Source organism: Acidimicrobiia bacterium, assembly GCA_016650365.1.
Classification (GTDB): Bacteria; Actinomycetota; Acidimicrobiia; order Spongiisociales; family JAENVV01; genus JAENVV01.
Genome location: JAENVV010000253.1, coordinates 17,949 through 36,028, shown reverse-complemented (window position 1 = coordinate 36,028; position 18,080 = coordinate 17,949). Strand labels below are relative to the sequence as shown.

Below are 18,080 nucleotides of genomic sequence, written 5' to 3'. Positions count from 1 at the left end.
GATGATGGCGGACTGGTGCAGCGCACAGCCCGGCTCGGGGTGGCCGGCCATGTCCTCGACTTCGACGACACCTATACCCCCGGACTCTCACATATCACCGCTCCCACCGCTCCTGCCGCCGTCGTGGTCGGAGTACACGTCGGAGGGTCTGTGGGACAGGTGTTGGCCGCATACGCAGCCGGTTTCGAAGCGATGGCTGCTTTGGCAAAGGCGGGACATCCGACGCTGTACGAACGCGGCTGGCACCCCACCGCCGTAACCGGGACGGTGGGCGCCGCCACGGCCGCTGCCCATCTTCTACGGCTCGATGATTCACAGACCGTCAATGCTCAGCTTCTGGCCATCCTTGGCGCAGGCGGGCTGCGTACGGCCTTCGGAACGGACGGAAAGTCCCTCCAGGTGGGGATGGCAGCAGCCCAGGGCGTCAACGCCGCGTTGCTAGCCGCCAACGGGGCGGCGACCAGCACCAACGTCCGCCGCGGCTATGAATCCGCCTACGGTGCGCCATGGGCTGAGCCGGTTCCCTCCGATCTAGCTATTGAAGAGAACTGGATCAAAGCCTTCCCGTGTTGCCTCCAAACCCACAGTTCCATCGAAGCCGCGATCCAGGCGTCCGCCTCCGGATCTGTCGATCCAATTGACGGCGGAACGGTCATGGTCCATCCCCGGTCCCGTCAGGCGGCTCCGCTCGATGACGTCACCACAGGCCTTGAGGCCAAGTTCTCGATCCCCTATACGACTGCCTTTGCGTTGCTCTACGGGGCGCCCAACGTTGAGGATTTCGCCGGAGTCGACGGCGCTGCCCGAAAGCTCGCTAGCAAGGTCACCGTTCGCCTGGACGATCAACTCGACGAGTCGGCTGCCGTATTTTCCTGGGAATCCGATTCGATAGAGGTCGATGCCGCCCGTGGGTCACCCCAACACCCCATGACTGCCGAGCAACTCGAGGCCAAGGTACGACAACTCTCGGGGGATCGCCTGATCGGTTCACTCGATGAACCAGACCGCCCAATCTCAGACGTCCTCGATCTGATTGTGGGCTGATGAGCGGATTGCTCGACGGGGTCCGGGTCCTCGCCGGACCGTACGCAGGCCAGATCCTTGCCGAGATGGGGGCGGATGTCATCGAATTGGAGCCCCCGGAAGGTGCACCGAGGCTCGGAGCGAGGTCGATGAAGCAGTCGAGGCGGCAATCGGCCACTTCACAACAGCCGAGGCTCTCGAGCGTCTGGGCGGCGCGGGCGTACCGAACGGTCCGCTCAACACGGTGCTTCAGGTAATCGCGGGGCCGGCATCGGCGGTAGTTGGCAGCGGGTTGAAGAACCCGGCTCGGAAACTGGTTGCTGCGACAATGCTTGCGGCCGTTTCGATGGCCGAACCCCTGGCGTTGTGGGCACATATTGATCACCGAGACGCGCACATCACCTATGTGATCGTGGCGGTGGCAGGCCTGGCAATGTTCCTTGTATTGTTCCGTAACCGAACCCGACAGGGAATCCGGTCATCAGTTCTGGCGCTCGCCGCGCTGTATCCGTTGGCGGTGGTCCTGGAGCTCGGGGCCCGAGGTTGTGCGAGTCAGGTTCAAGCCAGTCGCCCGGCGAATAGTCGTCTCTGCTATCCCCCGCCCCGCCGTGGGCGAGATCGGCTATTTCAATTGGCGGGCCAGGTCACGTAGTTCGGCGTGCATTCCGTCGAACGCATCGACCGTTGGCAACGGGGCCTTGTCTGCTTTCACCACCACCGTGTAGTTGGCATCGACGACATTCGCGATTGGTGCCTCCGTGGTTTGAGACAACAGCTGATACGCGTCCATTTGATGCAGGCCGAAAAGTTCCTGATACCACCGCACCATCTCAACTTGAGCGATGCGCCAGGAGTCTTCCATCGGTCGGGACGAACCGGCCGCCATCCAGTAATCGTCATTCTCCAACCGGGGCCAGGTTGGTGCCTGACCTTTGATGAGTTCCACGATGATCGTCGAGTTCATCGCTCCCTCGACCGCAGTTCCGCATGCCTCCCCTTCACCCTGCCGATAGTGGCCGTCACCTACAGAGAACAATGCGCCTTCCTGGTTGACACCAAGAAACACCGTCGTTCCGGCCCGGACCTCTGGCGAATCCATATTGCCGCCGAAGCGCTCCGGAACGAGTGACGAACGCACCTCGCCTCCCGACGGGGCAACTCCGACCGTACCGAGCATGGGGGCCATGGGAAGCTGAACTTCGAACGTTCCAAACCGGGCCTGAAAACCGACTGTGTTGTTGGCGGTGTCGACTTCATAGATCCACGTCGTTTCCGGGAGCCCGTCCTGGAGGTTGACCGTGCGGTCTGTGCCCGTCAGGCCACCGAAGAATGGAATGGTCGCCGAAGCCCCCCAGCTCCGGGCCGGAGCAAGGTCGACGATGTGAATGGCGAGCGTATCCCCCGGTTCGGCCCCTTCCACATAGAAGGGACCGGTCTGCGGGTTCACGTACCGGAGGTCAACCTTCTCGCTGGGTAGGTCGTGAATCGACTTCAGGGCATGGTTGAAGGCATCCTCCGACCAGAGACGGAGCACGGATCCCGGCTTGATCCGCATGACGGGTGCCACCCCACCAAACGTGTATGCGTACTGTTCAGGGCTCGGTGTGAATTCCACAATGTCCATACATCTTCCAATGCTCTTGCGAGCCACCCGCTACCGGATGACTACGTGATACCAACTGTCATTTCGTCACTCAAGACGAGATTCGTCAGCGAATCCGCTTTGTCAGAATTGGATCCCGCGGGTGAGGGCGCCGTCGATGACGAGATTGGTACCGGTCGTGAAACTGGATACCGGACTCGCCAGGAATACGACTCCGGCGGCAATCTCAGCGGGTTTTGCCATGCGGCCGGTCGGGTTCAGACCCATGGCGTATCCGAACAGTTCCGGGTTGTCGCGTTCGATGCTTTCCCATACGCCACCCGGGAAGTACGTGTTCCCTGGAGAGACGGTATTTGCCCGGATCCCCTTTTCCGCCAACTGAAGAGCCAGACCCTGTACGTAGGCGATAATTGCCGACTTGGCCGTGCCATAGGGACCTGAGGCGAAATCGGCCTCCCGACCCGAGACGCTCGATATGGCGACAATCGAGGGGGCGTCGCTGTGTTCGAGATACGGCATCGCTGCCTTGACCAAACGGACGGTTCCCATGAGGTCTACCCGGAGCGACGCCTCCCAGTTCTCGTCGGTATCGGGGATGGCCAGGGCACTGACGTTGCTGACGATGACGTCGATACCCCCGAAGTGCTCGGCGGAATCGACCACCCAGGCGTTGATGGCCGCCGGGTCGCCCATATCGAGGGCCGTGCCGACCACATCGACAGTGTCGGTAGTGATGGCCTGTTCGGTTGCCTCGACTTCGGAGACGGTACGAGCGCAGAAACCGACGTTGGCGCCTTCGGCGACAAAACCGTCAACGATCGCCCTCCCAATTCCCCTGGTACCGCCAGTGACCAGGACGGTGCGTCCTTCAAGCTTCAGGTCCATGCGTCCGCCTCCTCTGTCCGATCCTGAACTCCTGTCGATCCAAGTATCGCACTCCCTGAGTCGAAGAAGACGGCGAATCGGGTCGGCTAATCCACGTACAGGTCCCGATTCGAGGTCTGTCGGCCCATACCAACGAAGCGGCTCTTCGGCCGGGCAGTTCGCCTCTACCCATTGAACATGCCTTTTACATGATGGATGGTGAGACGGTGGTCCTCAAACGAAAGAAACGTTCGTCGTGCCTGTCGCGCTACTCACAATCGGATTGGCGGTTTTGCCGTGATTTTCATGCTTGCCAGGGACTCGAAGAAGCATGAATAGCCTCGTCGTTGATGCTTCTGCAGGCGCTCACCCTGACACGTTAACCGGGCTTCTTTCGGGTTGGCAATGCACCGAGCATGGCTGCTCCGGCGATCGCCGCGACCGGGATCGTCCACTGCACGACCGCATCTCGTGTGCTGATGCCAATAGTTGCGACCGCAGCTGCGGAACCGGCGATCAGGAGTAGGCCAATGGCGACGACCCTCCGGCTTTCGGGCGTCGGTGCCCGGCTAATGCGCCATTCATAGCGAGCAAAGATCGCCAGCAATCCGATGGTCGCAGCGGCGAGGGCAAGCAGCCAGATCGGTCGAGTTACCCACCACAACATCGTACCTGGTTCGATTTTGAAGACTCGACCACCAAACGTGAACAGACCGGCCGCCGCTATCAGTGACATCGCCGAGAGGTGCCACAAGTAGATGGTCATCAGGATGCCGGAAACGGTGACTACGCCGTGCCACGCCCTGGGTTTCGCGGTTAAGCGCCGAATGCTGTGTTGCGTGCCAATGATTATCCCGAATTGCATGAAGCTGAGGATGGCGATCGCAAACGTCGGCGGTGTCATGTTGGTTAGCCCTGCACCAGGGACCCCGACCATGGCTACGGGGTACCAGCCAATCCATGTGACTGCGATGAGCATGGCCAGGGCCGTCCCGAAGATAATCCACCCGGTCCGAGCCGGTACCCCATTCCCCCGGTCATGCGTTGACCACCAATAGCCAACTTGATGAACGGTGGCCCACACAAACAAGAAGTTGGCCCAGCCGATTCCCGGAACGTCAAGTGCGAAACGGGCGACGTCTACCGCAATGGCCGCGCCAGACAGGATGAGGATCGTGACGACACCTGATCGCTCCCACCAGGCGTGCGTTAGCGGCGCTATCGCGTTGAGGAGCAGGTAGACGGCAAGGAACCACAGAGGCACTGTGGCTGACATGGCTCCGGCGTAAATGACCTCAGCAGGCACGAACGTCCGCATCACCAGGATGAGGCCCACCCAGACGACGAGCAGAGGGACAACGGGAGTGAAGAGGCGGCGCGCCCTGGCTGTGATCCAGTCGCGGCGCGGTGCGGCATTCGCCTCGACCTTGCGTAATCCTCGCGCGTTGGCATATCCGCCCGCCAGAAAAAAGATCGGCATTACCTGCACGATCCACGTGACCCACGCCGCATAGGGGATCCATTCGAGAGAATTCAGCAGGGCGATCTCGCCGTCCGGCTTGAGCCAGATTGAGGCCGCCAACCAGTGGCCGAAGGCCACAACGAGAATCGCCACCACGCGCCAAAAGTCGACGATCCGGTTCCGGTCAGCCGGAGTGTCAGCTGCGAGCTTGGCCGTGTAAGCGAGATACTTCTTCACCCTCTGCCCCATTGGTTGAATCTTCGCCCAGCGTACCGGCGCAGTGGTGCGTCTGACGATCTACCGGCTTGAACTGACCGCTGCGCCAGCGGTGTTTTCCCAGGTCAGCCCGCTTCCCTCCCCTGCCAGTGGTCTCCTTCGTTCGGTTGGCCTTGCCGCTCAATTGCGTCGCGTACTGTTTAGGTATCGATCGTATTGTTGGTTCGGCATCCATGCAGCGGGTGAGGTGGATCCGATTCCCTTCATCATTGCTGGTCCAAGCTCGATCCCCCGACGGCGAGCAAAAGATTCTCGCCCGGTTGGGCCGCGATAGTTGGTTCCGAGTTTTTCTCGGGCGGGGTCGTCGTGTCGAGCTCCCGGACGGTACTCGATGGCGTATCGGCTCCGGCGGAATGGGTGGGGAGCTTGTTCCGATTGTCACCTGCCCAACCGGCAGGCTGGCGATTGGATCTTCGGTCGGCCAACGGTCCTACGGTATCAACGGCAAGGACTACGCCTACAACTTCTTTCCGACGAGCCGGAAACGATACGACCGATCGCCCTGGCTGCTGACCGAATACGGTGCGAAGCTGGCCACCTTTCAGTCAGCCTCCCTGTATGCGGAGCGCCCGGTGCCTCTCGCCACAATCTTGATTTGTTTCACGTTGATCAAATATGGGGTGCCGGGTGAGGGCATCCTCGTACCTAGTTTCAGTTGGCAACGGAGCTCCTGACGGACCTACCCGCCAACTTGCCAGTTCCAAGCGTGCCAAACGATTAGCGCGTTGAACACGAATCCGACAACGATCAAAAAGTTGTCGTAGAGGCCATCGTATGGCAACCCAACCAGATTGAAGAGAACCAAAAACACCGAGGCGACAATGGTGGCCCATCGGATTGCCGGATATCCCAGTGTGAGGGATAGGACGAGCATGACGATCGGAATCAGCATGACGAAGGCAGCAACCACCCAGAGCGCTGGAGATACCGGCTTGCCATCCATCTCTCCGGCGACGAAATCTCCCGCGAAGATTCGCAGAACGTCTCCCAACAGGTAGGTGAGCATGAGCGCTACCCAAAGCCCGGAAAGAACGATCCTCACTTCTACCATCATTCAGTCACTCTCTGTTGTCAGGCTGTTGTCGTTCGCCGGGATCGTGACCACGCCGTATCCACAGGTGTGACCTTACCCGCAGTCGTCGTGAGCGTCAGCGAGCGCATCGAACGGCTTTGTCGTGTCGGTCGCTGGAATATACCTGCCGGCTTGGATAAGATCGGCAAGGTCGCTACGGATCTCTTTGGCCGAAAACGGGCGCAGCTTCCGCGGAATGAATCGTGACGCGACCATCGCCTACTTGGCCTGCCCAGGTATCTACCCGTGAAGTAGTCAATCGAGTTGGCGACTAACCCCAAGGAGTCCCGCCACGATTGTCATAGCGGAAGGCCGGATCTTGGGTCCTATCGCTCTGGTCAGCCGGAACCGGCTTCGATAGCGTGGCCTATGAGATGGTTTCTGTATGGGTGCTGGTAGCGGCCGTCGGTCTCGCCGTGGCAGTATGGGGAAGTCGCCGCGCCGTGGACTCCGCATCACGAGTAGCGCTTGGGTTTGGCGTCTCACCCTTTGTCGTTGGGGCGGTCCTTCTATCCGTTGGTACTGATCTCCCGGAAGTCGCCAACTCGGTCGTGTCATCGTTGTCCGGAAATGGTGACATTAATCTCGGTGATTCAGTCGGGTCGGCAGTAACCCAGATCACGCTGATCCTGGGATTGCTTCCCTTTCTTGTTGGGCCGTTTGAGGTGACGCGTCGACGTGTCCAAACGATTGGGCTGCTCACTGCGGTTGCGCTCACGGTGCTCGCCGTGATGGTGGCTGACGGTTGGATGTCTCGTGGTGACGGTATGACCCTGATCGTCTTGTGGTTGGGGATGTCAGTGTTCGTCGCGAAGCGGCGGTTGGTCGCATCCGACCCAGTGCTGGTTGTGCGACCAGAGAAGTCGATGCGGCTTGTCGCGGCCACGATTCTCGCGCTTGGCATTGTTGCGGCAGGCGCGATGGCAGCTGTGTTCTCGCTTATTGAGATTGCGGAGATACTCGGTTTACCGGAGTTTCTGGTGAGTTTCTTCGGTCTGGCAATCGGAACCTCGTTGCCGGAACTGATCGTCGACTTCACCGCGTTGCGACAAGGACAGCGAGATCTTGCGGTTGGAGAGGTTCTTGGTTCGTCGATGGTCGACGCCTCGCTGTCGGTCGGTGCCGGCCCGGCCATAGCTCCGGTGGCCGTCACCGTTTCGTATGCCCTCTGGTCGTCCCTGATGGCGGTCGTCGTGGCCCTGCTCGTTACCCTGGTGCTGTCCGTGCGGGAACGCCACGATCGCAAGAGTGGCTTCGTCTTCATCTTGATGTACGCGGCGATGTACCCGATCCTGCTTAACGCCTGATATCCCGTCCGCTGAACCGGGCCTCCGTATATCGGTCGCGCTCAGCCGGGTTCGTCTGCCGAGCAGGCAGTCGGTCTTCTGTCCGGTGGTGAGACACCAGCCATTTGACTTTGGAGCAGTTACTCGAGCGGTGCGGTCACCGAAGCCAGCAGCCGCTCCACCTCGTCGATGCTTGGCGTCGAGCGGGCACCCGCCTTGGCGATGGTGAGAGCAGCAACGGCATTGCCCCAACGGATGGCTTCGGCCAGGTCCAGGGCTCGTCTCCGTGCCGTAATGAAGCCGGCGTTGAAGGCGTCGCCCGCACCCACCGTGTCGACTACCTCTACGTCGAAGCTGCCTGCCCGGGCTATCCCATCAGCGGAACAAGCCACAGCCCCTCCTCTTCCTAATCGAGCTATGACCACGCGATTCGGGCCAGCCAGCTGCGTGGCCGCCTGGATCGGATCGTTGAGTCCGGTAAGGGGGATGATTTCGTCGGCTGCCGCGCCGAGGATCACGTCCGCGCTCGTCATGGCTCTTTCGACGACATCTCGAAAGCTGTCTTCCCATCCCCAGTTCTCAAGGCGGAGGTTGAGGTCGAAAGACACGGGAATGCCGGCCTCTTTCGCCCGTCGCATCGCCTCAAGAATCGCCTCGCGTGCAGGAGACAGGCGCAAACAAATGCCAGATACGTGAAGCCAATCGGAGCCCATAAGGGATGCGACGGTTTGGGCCTCATGGAGGCGGCCATGAGCACCGCCCCGGGGCGGCCACACATAGATAAGCCGGTCTCCGTCGGTCGGTAGCACCGTAATGACGGTCACGGTGGATTCATCAGGGGTGGTCTCGACCGATTCCGTGTCGACTCCCACTTGGCGCAAACTTTCGACTGCATATCGGCCGTAGCTGTCGTCTCCGACCGTGCCAACAAACGAACACTGCTCTCCCAGTCGGGCGAGAGCGGCTGCGGTGTTTGCCGCAGATCCCCCGCCGAAGAGTCGGGGGTCCGGATTGGCGTGCGGGGAAACTCCGCGTTTGGGAAGGCGAATTTCGAGGTCCACATTGGCGTCGCCAATCACAACTATCCGTCCGATGGTGTCGCTCCCCTGGCTTCCTTGACAAAGCGCTGAACTTTGACAAGATCCTTTCGGAAGCCGCCCGAGGTTACGGGCCGGTTCGTGTGGGTAAGCGAGTCAACTCCCGAGGGTTGGACGCGTGCGATGGCCGCCGACACATTCTCAGGTGACAATCCACCGGCCAGGATCACCGGCAGCTCCACGGCGGCGACTATTGCGGCACTCACGGCCCAGTCGTGGATCGTTCCCGCTGCTCCGACGCCTGCGATGTTTGGATCGACGGAATCAACTATCAAGTAGTCGACAAAGGGAGCGTACGACCTGGCCACGTCAACCGACTCCGGGCCAGTCACCGCGATCGCTTGCATGATGGGAGTTCCAGGGATCCGACGCCGCAGGATTTCCACTCTGGCCGGCCCCAACGCGCCCGCTGGGGCACAAAGGTGCAGAATGTCGGGGCGGACATCGCTGACCATGGATTCGATGGCGTCGAGGTCGGTTTCGACAGTCAACGCCACCGACTTGGCAACCCCGATCAATGTCGAGCAGATATCCGCTGCGAGGCTATTGGAGATCTCGCCCGGTAGACCTCGATCGGATGGGGTAACTCCGAGGTGGTCGACACCGAGCGCTGCCACTGCCAGGGCTTCTTCGACAGATTGCATCGTGTAGATCTGGACAATGAGGTTGTTCACGTCCGTCGGATAATCGCACTTCGGCACCCGGGTCGCCAACTGGCCATGGAGCAGTCCTCACTGCAGGCAGGTTGGGCGTATGGATGCCACGGCAACCACTACGATCACTGCGTGACCCGGACCAATGAGTTTGGACAACTGATCGGGGACGATCTTCTCGGCTGGCAGGAGCCCGTCCGGCCGTCTCGCGTCCCGCTCCAGGGGGCTCGGGTCGATCTGGTCCCGCTTGATCCTGGCGACCATGCCGCCGAATTGTTCGAAGCATTCGCTCCTGCCTCGACCTCGCTCTGGACCTACATGTCGTTCGGCCCATTCTCCGATGTTCATGAGCTTTCTCGGATACTCGATGGACTCAACACGCTCGATGGTTGGTTGCCGTACGCGGTCGTCGTTTCTGGAGTCGCCGTCGGGTTGGCCTCATACCTGCGCATCGACCCACCAAACGGGGTGCTTGAGATCGGGTCATTGGCGTTCTCACCGGGCCTTCAGAAAACCAGCGCTGCAACGGAGGCGCTGTACCTGATGATCAACCATTGCTTTGAACTCGGATACCGACGGTGCGAATGGAAGTGTGACCATCTCAACGCTCCTTCGCACGCGGCCGCCCGTCGACTCGGCTTCCAATTCGAGGGAGTCTTCCGGCAGGCGACCCACTACAAGAGCCGCAACCGTGATACCGCCTGGTACGCCATCATCGATAGAGACTGGCCGCTGTTGCGGGCTTCGTTTCAAGCGTGGCTGAGCGCAGAAAACTTCGACGAACTCGGGGAACAGTTGCGATCTCTTCAGTCGTTTCGTCCGGTCGAGAAGGATCAACCGTGGTCGTAGATCGGCGCCGCCTCATCTTTCTGGTCAGCCTTACCGTTGTTCTGGTGATCTTCGGAGGTTCGGTTGTGTACTGGCTGGCCGACGGGGCGGTCGGAACTCCCGAAGAATTCCGGGATCGCGTCGCTTCAATCGGTCTAGAGGTTGACTGGGTCAGCGTGGGTCCACGCGCCGGCGATGGACGCGTCGAAACCGATTGCGGCACGGTGTCGGTGACCGTCAATGAAATCGATGGAGACCTATGGTTGACCGCCAATGGGGAACGCCACCAGATCACTTCTTCGACCGTCGACGATCTACTGTCCTGCCGGAGCCAGTGAGGAGCCCCGGTTTGGCATCTGCCGCAGCGTGAAGGACCGGTAATGTTGGTTCTCTTGTGACCAGGCTTGTCTCGTGGCGAGCAGATGGAGGATCATCATGGCTGAGATAGTGCAGTTCCACCACGTGCAGGGATTGACATCCGGTCTGGTGGCTTTCGCCGACCGACTTCGGGCGGCCGGCCACACGGTGCATACGCCCGATCTCTTTGACGGTCGAACCTTCGACTCCATCGAAGAGGGGCTCGCCTTTGTGCGAACAATCGGGTTTGAGGAGACGATGGATTTGGGCGTCAAGGCCGTTGAAGGCCTCCCTGCCGACCTCGTGTATGTTGGGCTCTCGCTAGGCGTCATGTCGGCCCAAAAGCTCGCACAGACCCGACCAGGTGCCCGCGGCGCAGTCTTCCTCTATTCGTGCTTGCCGACGTCGGAGTTTGGGGAGTGGCCGGCAGGCGTTCCGGTTCAAATTCACGGTATGGACGCGGACCCGTTCTTCGTCGATGAGGGCGATCTCGATGCCGCCCGGGAGCTCGTCGAAGAAGCCGACGACGGCGCACTGTTCCTGTACAGCGGCGATCAGCACTACTTCACGGATAGCTCGCTTCCGGCATACGACGAAGCCGCCACGACGCTCGTGGTGCGTCGGATGCTTGAGTTCCTCGACAATATCTAGGCGGACCCGGGAGCAGATGACACGGTCGGTGCCGACCCTCTAGGGTGTGCACATGGAAACATGGGACGCCATCACATCTCGCCGTCAGGTCCGCAGCTTCACCGATGAGTCGATACCCGATGCGGTCCTGCGCCGCATTCTTGAGGGTGCTCGCCTGTCTCCTTCCGGGAGCAACCGTCAGCCATGGGATTTCGTGGTCGTCAGTGATCAGGCCCAGAAGACCCGCCTGTCGGCGGTTTGGCAGGGGGCTGGATTCACGGCTGGTGCTGCCACTGTGGTCGCCTTCGTTCAGCCGATTTCTGACGATGAACGCATGGGCCTCATGAACCGATTCGATCTCGGCCAAGCCGCCCTTCAACTCGCCGTCGTGGCTGCCGATCAAGGAGTGGGAAGCGGACTGGCGGCCTGCCGGGACCAGGACCTGGCCCGGGAAGTGCTCGGGTTGCCTCAGGATCGTTTCGTAGCCATCCTCGTGGCGCTCGGTTATCCGGCCGATCGTCCCCTGATGCCCATAAAGAACCTGGATAGGCGTCCCTTTGATGAGGTCGTCCATTTCGACTCGTGGTGAAGCCCAGCCCCGGGCATAGCCAGCCGTAACCGGGCCTGATCCTCACATCTGGATCGTGATTTTCCCTTGTGGATGCCCGTGCTGCTGATACTCGAGCGCCTTGGGGATGCGGGAGAACGGAAATGTTCGGTCGATGATCGATTTCAGATCACCCGAAACGATCAGTTCCTTCAGAAAAACCACGTCTTCTTGTCGGAACGGTTTCCAGGCGAGCATGGACATCTTCCGGCTCCCGAACATCGATATCAGGGGCGCCAGGAACATCGCTCGGAACAGTCCAGGGATCGTACCGGGAACCATGACGTAGACGCCGTTTCTGGTCAAAGAGCGTCTGCTGGCGAGGATTGAGCCAAAGGCCGCGATATCGAAGATCCTGTCGTACCGAAGCCCGTTCTCTGTGTAATCGACGGCGCCGTAATCAATGACATGGTCGGCACCGATCCTTCGCAACATCTCCAGCTTCTTCATACTGTCAACTGCGGTCACTTCCGCTCCGAGCGACTTGGCGATTTGGACCGCGAACGGGCCGATGTTCCCGCCTGCTCCGTTGATTAGAACCCGATCACCAGGTCGGATGGGTCGTTTGCCGCAAAGGCCTTGTAAAGCCATCACGGCCGCTTGAGGTACCGCGGCGGCCTCTTCGAACGTCATGTTCAGTGGTTTCAATGCGAAGGCTGCCTCTGGGGCACATACGTACTCGGCAAACCCGCCGAATCCATATGCGGTTAGATCCCCAAACACCTCATCACCTGTCCCAAAGTGTGTCACGTTGGCACCGACCACTTCGACCTCACCTGCGACGTCCAAGCCCAAGCGGGGATTGCGCGGCCTTCGTAGTCCCGTCCCCAACCGAGCGATGGAAGGACGCCCCAGCAAGTAGTCGACGTCGGCCATGTTCACGGAAGACGCCACAACTCGTACCAGGACCTCGTCGGCTTCTGGTGTCGGCCTCGGTACGTCACTGAGCTCAAGGACGTCAGGCGATCCGTATTCGGTGCGGATGAACGCTCTCATGGCATGTTCTTCTCTCGTTGCTTGCTGTGGGTGTCGATCAGGTGGGCGTCGCGATGGGTGTGGTGGATGTCGCCTCGATCGCGACTTTCAGCGTTGTACCGAGATCGTACCTGACCGGCTCCAGGCGGTTGGGAAGAGTGTCCGCTCTAGAAGGATTCGCCGTATTGCCAGGTTGGCCGGGCGCTGAGTTCCTCATCCGAAGTATCGAGGAGGAGGTAGGCGATCCATTCGCCGATTTCGTCTGGTGGGGAGAGCTTTCCCTCCGCTTGAAGCGCCCGGAAGGTCTGCCTGGTCGGTGAATCGTGCGGCGATTTCAACACGGCATCGACCAGTGGCGTTCGAACTGCTCCAGGGAAAGCTCGGATTACCTTGACATTCACGAGTTCTTCGGCCGCCGAGCGAGCTGCCATTTGCGCCGCGGCCTTCACGATCGAGTAGGCAGCCCAGCCAACCCTGAGATCGTTGGACGAGTAGCTGTCCAGAAACACGATCCGCCCCAGCTGTGTCTGCAGTTGCTGGTTGAGGTCGATCGGAGCCATGACATGAACCCGCATCTCGTCGAGTAGTACGCCGGAGTCGATCGAGCCAAACGCTTGTGGTTCGATCAGGGTGCCTGCTGCGTGAACGATTCCGCCAACGGCGGGATACGAGGCGCAGGCTTCGACAACTCGGCTCGCTCCTTCGCCAGATAAGAGGTCAGCGGCAAGGGCGGTCACATGGGGGTAGCTCGCGGGAAGCTCGCGCAGCCCGGCTGAGTCCCGAGCGACGGCAAGGACGGATTGGTCACGCTCGGCGAGAGCAACGGTTACGGCGCGGCCGATGCCAGAGGATGCACCTGTCACAACGAACACTTGCGCCTCCTGGACTCGAATGTGCAGACGATACCCTTTGCGGGATCCTTTGCGGCTGGAACAGACCAAATGGCCGGTGTTCCGAGGTAGGCTCGGGAGCCATGTCTGCTGACCGTTACCCGCAATCCTTTGATGAGATGATTGCAGCCAAGAATCTCATCTTCCCGCCAATCACCTTCGAACGCGGGAAAGAGTTCAAGCCGAGACCGGATGACGTCATCATCACTCCCTGGAGCAAGTCCGGGACCACCTGGCTCCAGCAGATCGTGCATGAGCTTCGCTCGGGCGGGGATATGGATTTCGACGACATCTCCCGGCTTACCCCGTGGATCGAAGTCGCTGATGCGCTCGGGATCGACCTTGACGCCGACCAGGGCTGGTGGCCGCGGGCGTTCAAGAGTCACTATTCGTACAACGCCGTGCCCAAAGGTGCCCGATACATCGTTTCGTTCCGGGAGCCCCGCAGCACGCTCGTCTCGTATTACCGATTCTACGAAGGTTGGATGTTCGAACCGGGAACGGTCACGTTGGCCGAGTATCTCGCCCCTCATCTTGATCGGGGCCGGGGTAAGGACTATTGGACTCACATGGCGTCATGGTGGGGTCAACGTGACAATGAAGACGTGCTGCTCCTTTCTTACGAACTCATGAAAGAAGATATCCGGCCGGTCATCATCGCCGTGGCACAGTTCATCGGGATCGACGCTGATGAGGCGCTGATCGACCTGGTTGTCCGCCAGTCTTCCCGCGAATTCATGCTGGAACATGGGGATCGTTTTGACGATCTTTTGCACCGACAACGCTCGGACGAAGTTGGGGCTTTACCGCTCGGTGCCGGCTCGACCAAGATCACCGACAGTACGTTCGACCCACAGCGCTACGAACTCTCCCCCGAGATTCTCGCCACGATGGAACGGAACTGGGCCGAAACGATGGGTGCCACCTATGACCTACATTCGTATGACGACGTTGTCGAGCAGCTGCGCGTAACCTCCTGAGATCACCGCTTTGATCGAGGACGGGTTCTGCCCCTGGTGGAACTAGATCGTGACCCGAACCTGTCGCGACTACTTCTACTCACGCCAGTTCGATCGCCGCCCCCACCAGCCCACCTCGACTGCGACTGTGCTGGTCCGGCTAGTCCCATAACGTCGGATGCAAAGATACCGGCTGGGGAACTGCGGGTTCGGCTGGATCGGGAGGGCCGACTAGGCGTTCGATGAGGTTCGCCCAATCGAAGCCCTCGGTTATCTCTGACGCCCGAATCGTGACCAGTCGATCCTTCGGGACGTAGGAAGGCAGGATGAGGTCAAGTATCGACTCGATCTCGTCTCGGAATTTTCGGTTGATGCTCCGGACCCCATCGACCTTGAGCGGCACATCGGGGAGTAATCGCACGAAGAGGTCATACGTATCGGACCACTTTCGGACAAGTGGCTTCACATCGAATGGGTCGTCACCCCCGGTCGCCCGGAGGAAATAGGCGAAGTTGTCGATAACCGCACGGTCGGTCACCAGCACCTCAGCTCGATATCGGAGCTCCAACTCCTGCTGGATTTGCGCCATGATGACCCACAGTTGGGCTTCGGGAGTGGATCCTTCATTCAGTCCGAGTGGGTTGAATCTGATGACTTCACGTCCGACCTCCACACTTCGCCCGCTCCGACCCACGGCGCCGGCAAAGGAATGCACGGCGTTGGTCTTGCGAACCGAATGCGACCCGATAAAGGCGATCTTTGATGAGGCTGGTGTTTTCACGAGCGATTCTGTCCGATTTGGGGCACGCTACCGGGTTCGAGACCCCATTGTCGAACTAGCCGACGAAACGACTGAGCGGTATGCCTCTTTAGGTGAGGTCGTCGGTCGGAACTGCTACGACCGGGTGTTTGCTCACCAAAAGTACTTGTTGGAGGTCGCTGCCGAGCAGAAACTTGCCGACTCGTGAACGCCTGCGCATACCTATGACCAGCACGTCGTGCTCAACTTCGGCTACAACTTTCTCAATTTCTGCAACTGGCTGACCAACCCGAACCATCACTGCGTCGGCGGCGTCGGCAACGCCGACTTCGCTCAGTTTGGTCGTGAGGTCTCGTCTCGCCTCGTCCATCATTACGTCGACGTAGTGGCTTTGCCCGGGCACCTGCTCACGGGCTTCACGCTCTTCGTTCGAGATGACGTGCAGCACCTGCAGCGTGCCCGATGTCTGTTCGGCGAGACGCGCACCAAATTCGAGCACCTTGCGGGTGCTCGACCCTCTGTTCACTGCCACCAAGACCTTCATAACCCTTGCTTCCCTCGTTCGGTTGCCTTCAACCTACACCCGGTGGCACCGTCCAGATTGCACTTCATGCCGACATTTCCGAGCTTGTCGGAGGAACCAGGTATCCTCGCCAGATCGAACCTCTCACCCGACCAGGTAACCAACGAACTGCGCCTGATCAAACCGTATCTGATGATTGGTCAGGACTCGGCGATCTGGTAACGCTGACGGTCGAACGTCTGGCAGAACCTGTCGAGGGGATGCATCGAGCGATCGTCGGTCGCTGGTTTGACCTGGTGGGTCCGCCAATCGATCCCGCTCGAGACGTCTATCTGAGATCGGTCGGAGCGGTATACAGCTCGGTGCGAATGACCGGCTGGGCATTGGGAAGGATCCTGGCCGTTGGCGGTTCGGTTATCCAACGGGTTCGGCCGGTGCCGCGCCTATGGGACTCGAGGGTCGGTAGTGGCGTGCAAGCTGTCGCCAATGCCGTGTGGGGTGACCAATTGGCCATCCAGGCGAGTCCGCTGGCGATTGACATGAGCATCAGAGATGATGGCGGTGCTCAAATTTCCCCGACTCGGGACGCTTTGGCGTTGGCGTTTGAGGTTCCTACTTCCCGAGTGGTCGTGTTGATCCATGGACTTGGCGAGACCGAGCGCTGCTGGACGGCCGAACCGACATCGGATGCACCAATCCCGGGATTGGCCCGCCTGTTGTCTTCTGCGGGATTCACTCCCCTCCTGATGCGCTACAACACCGGCCGGTCTGTCGCCGAAAACGGAATCCACATGTCCGACCTGCTGGAAGACCTCTTCCGCGCCTGGCCGGTGGCCGTCGACGAGATCGCTCTGGTTGGCAACTCGATGGGCGGGCTCGTGGCACGCAGTGCCGTTCAGACCGGCCTGTCGGTTCAACGTGAGTGGTCGAACGTCGTGCGCCGTCTGGTTACGCTTGGATCTCCGCACCTGGGTGCGCCGCTGGCGAAGGGTGCCCACCTGGCCTCGTTGGGCCTTCGAGTGTCACCTGAAACCCGACCGCTGAGTCAGTTCCTGGAACGACGCAGCGCCGGCCTCAAAGACCTACGTTCTGGCTCCATCGGCGGGGACGATCCCCGGACGGCCGCCGAGGGAGGGACTCAGGTGGTCCCCGAACCGGAGGGCATAACGCAACACTTCATCGCTGGAGTCTTGACCGGCGATCCAGGACATCCGGTCGGCTCGCTTCTTGGAGATCTCATCGTTCGGGTGCCCAGTGGGACCGGCCGGGGACGTCGGCGGCGCGTTGAAGCCACTCATGTAGCAGTCATCGGCGGTCGTCGTCACTCCGACCTGGCCCGCGATCCGGTCGTTGCCGAACAGGTGCGCCAATGGCTCGTCGCGCAACCGTGATCGGGCAAGCTCTCATCGGGATGAGGCGCGCAAACCGGCCATCGGACGGTGCATCCTGGTCGCAGTTAGAGTCGTGGCTGTGCAACATCTGAATCCCTCCCAGGCGGCCATCACTGCAATAGCGCCAACCGGTACCCTGCGGGCTGGCATCAACCTGAGCAACTTCCTGCTTGTCACATCCACCGCGACAGATGGCACACCGGTCGGGGTGTCGCCCGACATGGCTTCGGCTCTCGCTGCTCAACTTGACGTGGGAGTCGAATATCTGACGTACCCGAACCCCGGAGATGTAGCCGATGCCCTAACCGAATGGGATATTGCCAATATTGGAGCCGAGCCAGTTCGCGCCGAATTCATCAACTTCACCGCGGCGTACGCGGAGATTGAAAGCACGTATTTGGTTCCGGCCGGGTCTCCGATCGAGACCGTAGAGGCTGTGGATCAACCTGGTCATACAGTATGTGTGAAAGCTCGAGCGGCATACGGGTTGTGGCTGGAGCGGAATCTCAAACATGCCCAACTGGTGCAGGTCGAGAGCCCGGATTCATCGCTGGAGGTATTCCTCGAACGCGGTTTGGATGCCCTGGCGGGTCTCCGGCCGGGGTTGATGTCCGACGTCGAAAAAATCCCTGGTGCCCGAGTTCTCGACGGCCGGTTCTCCGTGGTTCAGCAGGCGATCGGCACACCTCGAGATCGCCATCCGGTAGGTCTTGAGTTCCTGATGCGGTTCGTAGAGGAGGCCAAATCGAGCGGCTTGGTAGCCGACTCCATAGATCGGCACGGTGTGACGGGCCTGTCGGTGGCAGGTCTGAGATAGACGGTAG

22 protein-coding genes are annotated in these 18,080 nt (G+C 60.3%); 12 read left to right on the top strand and 10 right to left on the bottom strand.

Going from position 1 to position 18,080, the window contains the following annotated elements; genetic code table 11:
* Positions 1–15: 15 nt before the first annotated feature.
* The 3 genes from JJE47_14600 to JJE47_14590 are packed head-to-tail and all read left to right on the top strand — an operon-like array spanning position 16 to position 1,675.
* Positions 16–1,044, top strand: coding sequence for an MmgE/PrpD family protein (locus JJE47_14600; GenBank protein MBK5268654.1), 1,029 nt, complete (start codon positions 16–18; stop codon positions 1,042–1,044).
* Positions 1,044–1,280, top strand: coding sequence for a CoA transferase (locus tag JJE47_14595; protein ID MBK5268653.1), 237 nt, complete (start codon positions 1,044–1,046; stop codon positions 1,278–1,280). Before JJE47_14600 ends, JJE47_14595 begins: the two co-directional genes overlap by 1 nt.
* Entirely contained in the window at positions 1,268–1,675 is a 408-nt protein-coding gene (locus JJE47_14590) for a hypothetical protein (protein MBK5268652.1), read from the top strand. Before JJE47_14595 ends, JJE47_14590 begins: the two co-directional genes overlap by 13 nt.
* Here the strand turns inward: JJE47_14590 and JJE47_14585 are convergent.
* The 3 genes from JJE47_14585 to JJE47_14575 form a co-directional block, all read right to left on the bottom strand.
* Entirely contained in the window at positions 1,646–2,647 is a 1,002-nt protein-coding gene (locus tag JJE47_14585; GenBank protein MBK5268651.1) for an acetamidase/formamidase family protein, read from the bottom strand. The two genes, JJE47_14590 and JJE47_14585, sit on opposite strands and share 30 nt — an antisense overlap.
* Positions 2,648–2,749: 102 nt before the next feature.
* Positions 2,750–3,511, bottom strand: coding sequence for an SDR family oxidoreductase (locus JJE47_14580; GenBank protein ID MBK5268650.1), 762 nt, complete (start codon positions 3,509–3,511; stop codon positions 2,750–2,752).
* Positions 3,512–3,869: 358 nt separating this feature from the next.
* Positions 3,870–5,189 carry an acyltransferase gene (locus JJE47_14575; protein MBK5268649.1) on the bottom strand — a complete coding sequence of 440 codons (1,320 nt, stop codon included), beginning with the start codon at positions 5,187–5,189 and terminating at the stop codon, positions 3,870–3,872.
* A 392-nt stretch (positions 5,190–5,581) separates the two neighbouring features.
* On the opposite strand from JJE47_14575, the gene JJE47_14570 reads away from it, so the two are divergent.
* Entirely contained in the window at positions 5,582–5,902 is a 321-nt protein-coding gene (locus JJE47_14570; GenBank protein MBK5268648.1) for a hypothetical protein, read from the top strand.
* Between the two features lie 5 nt (positions 5,903–5,907).
* Here the strand turns inward: JJE47_14570 and JJE47_14565 are convergent, their stop codons facing one another.
* A complete protein-coding gene (locus JJE47_14565; protein ID MBK5268647.1) occupies positions 5,908–6,282 on the bottom strand; it encodes a hypothetical protein in 375 nt (124 codons plus the stop codon).
* A 392-nt stretch (positions 6,283–6,674) separates the two neighbouring features.
* Here JJE47_14565 and JJE47_14560 point away from each other — a divergent pair, with 392 nt between their 5' ends.
* Complete coding sequence (locus JJE47_14560) at positions 6,675–7,607, top strand: sodium:calcium antiporter (protein MBK5268646.1); 933 nt, start codon at positions 6,675–6,677, stop codon at positions 7,605–7,607.
* 119 nt (positions 7,608–7,726) lie between these two features.
* On the opposite strand, the gene JJE47_14555 is transcribed toward JJE47_14560, so the two are convergent.
* Positions 7,727–8,665, bottom strand: coding sequence for a sugar kinase (locus JJE47_14555; protein ID MBK5268645.1), 939 nt, complete (start codon positions 8,663–8,665; stop codon positions 7,727–7,729).
* A 2-nt stretch (positions 8,666–8,667) separates the two neighbouring features.
* Positions 8,668–9,327, bottom strand: a complete 660-nt coding sequence (locus tag JJE47_14550) for a phosphoribosylanthranilate isomerase (protein MBK5268644.1) — start codon at positions 9,325–9,327, stop codon at positions 8,668–8,670.
* Positions 9,328–9,402: 75 nt separating this feature from the next.
* On the opposite strand from JJE47_14550, the gene JJE47_14545 reads away from it, so the two are divergent.
* The 4 genes from JJE47_14545 (at position 9,403) to JJE47_14530 (ending at position 11,740) form a co-directional block, all read left to right on the top strand.
* A complete protein-coding gene (locus JJE47_14545; GenBank protein ID MBK5268643.1) occupies positions 9,403–10,185 on the top strand; it encodes a GNAT family N-acetyltransferase in 783 nt (260 codons plus the stop codon).
* The gene (locus tag JJE47_14540) at positions 10,176–10,502 is read left to right on the top strand and encodes a hypothetical protein (protein MBK5268642.1); all 327 of its coding nucleotides are present in this window, start codon (positions 10,176–10,178) and stop codon (positions 10,500–10,502) included. Before JJE47_14545 ends, JJE47_14540 begins: the two co-directional genes overlap by 10 nt.
* A gap of 97 nt (positions 10,503–10,599) precedes the next feature.
* A complete protein-coding gene (locus tag JJE47_14535) occupies positions 10,600–11,172 on the top strand; it encodes a dienelactone hydrolase family protein (protein ID MBK5268641.1) in 573 nt (190 codons plus the stop codon).
* A gap of 52 nt (positions 11,173–11,224) precedes the next feature.
* The gene (locus JJE47_14530; GenBank protein ID MBK5268640.1) at positions 11,225–11,740 is read left to right on the top strand and encodes a nitroreductase family protein; all 516 of its coding nucleotides are present in this window, start codon (positions 11,225–11,227) and stop codon (positions 11,738–11,740) included.
* A 42-nt stretch (positions 11,741–11,782) separates the two neighbouring features.
* Here JJE47_14530 and JJE47_14525 read toward each other — a convergent pair whose 3' ends face one another.
* Both JJE47_14525 and JJE47_14520 read right to left on the bottom strand, forming a co-directional pair.
* Positions 11,783–12,754: an NAD(P)-dependent alcohol dehydrogenase gene (locus tag JJE47_14525; protein ID MBK5268639.1), complete on the bottom strand. Its 972-nt coding sequence runs from the start codon at positions 12,752–12,754 to the stop codon at positions 11,783–11,785.
* Positions 12,755–12,900: 146 nt separating this feature from the next.
* Entirely contained in the window at positions 12,901–13,605 is a 705-nt protein-coding gene (locus tag JJE47_14520; protein ID MBK5268638.1) for an SDR family NAD(P)-dependent oxidoreductase, read from the bottom strand.
* Between the two features lie 101 nt (positions 13,606–13,706).
* Between JJE47_14520 and JJE47_14515 the strand changes: the two genes are divergently transcribed.
* The gene (locus tag JJE47_14515; GenBank protein ID MBK5268637.1) at positions 13,707–14,603 is read left to right on the top strand and encodes a sulfotransferase domain-containing protein; all 897 of its coding nucleotides are present in this window, start codon (positions 13,707–13,709) and stop codon (positions 14,601–14,603) included.
* A 139-nt stretch (positions 14,604–14,742) separates the two neighbouring features.
* On the opposite strand, the gene JJE47_14510 is transcribed toward JJE47_14515, so the two are convergent.
* Both JJE47_14510 and JJE47_14505 read right to left on the bottom strand, forming a co-directional pair.
* Positions 14,743–15,363, bottom strand: a complete 621-nt coding sequence (locus tag JJE47_14510; protein MBK5268636.1) for an AAA family ATPase — start codon at positions 15,361–15,363, stop codon at positions 14,743–14,745.
* Positions 15,364–15,451: 88 nt separating this feature from the next.
* On the bottom strand, positions 15,452–15,874 hold the full coding sequence (locus tag JJE47_14505; protein MBK5268635.1) for a universal stress protein: 423 nt from the start codon (positions 15,872–15,874) through the stop codon (positions 15,452–15,454).
* A 251-nt stretch (positions 15,875–16,125) separates the two neighbouring features.
* On the opposite strand from JJE47_14505, the gene JJE47_14500 reads away from it, so the two are divergent.
* Both JJE47_14500 and JJE47_14495 read left to right on the top strand, forming a co-directional pair.
* Positions 16,126–17,256 carry an alpha/beta fold hydrolase gene (locus JJE47_14500; protein MBK5268634.1) on the top strand — a complete coding sequence of 377 codons (1,131 nt, stop codon included), beginning with the start codon at positions 16,126–16,128 and terminating at the stop codon, positions 17,254–17,256.
* A gap of 79 nt (positions 17,257–17,335) precedes the next feature.
* Positions 17,336–18,073, top strand: coding sequence for a transporter substrate-binding domain-containing protein (locus JJE47_14495; protein MBK5268633.1), 738 nt, complete (start codon positions 17,336–17,338; stop codon positions 18,071–18,073).
* Positions 18,074–18,080 lie beyond the last annotated feature (7 nt).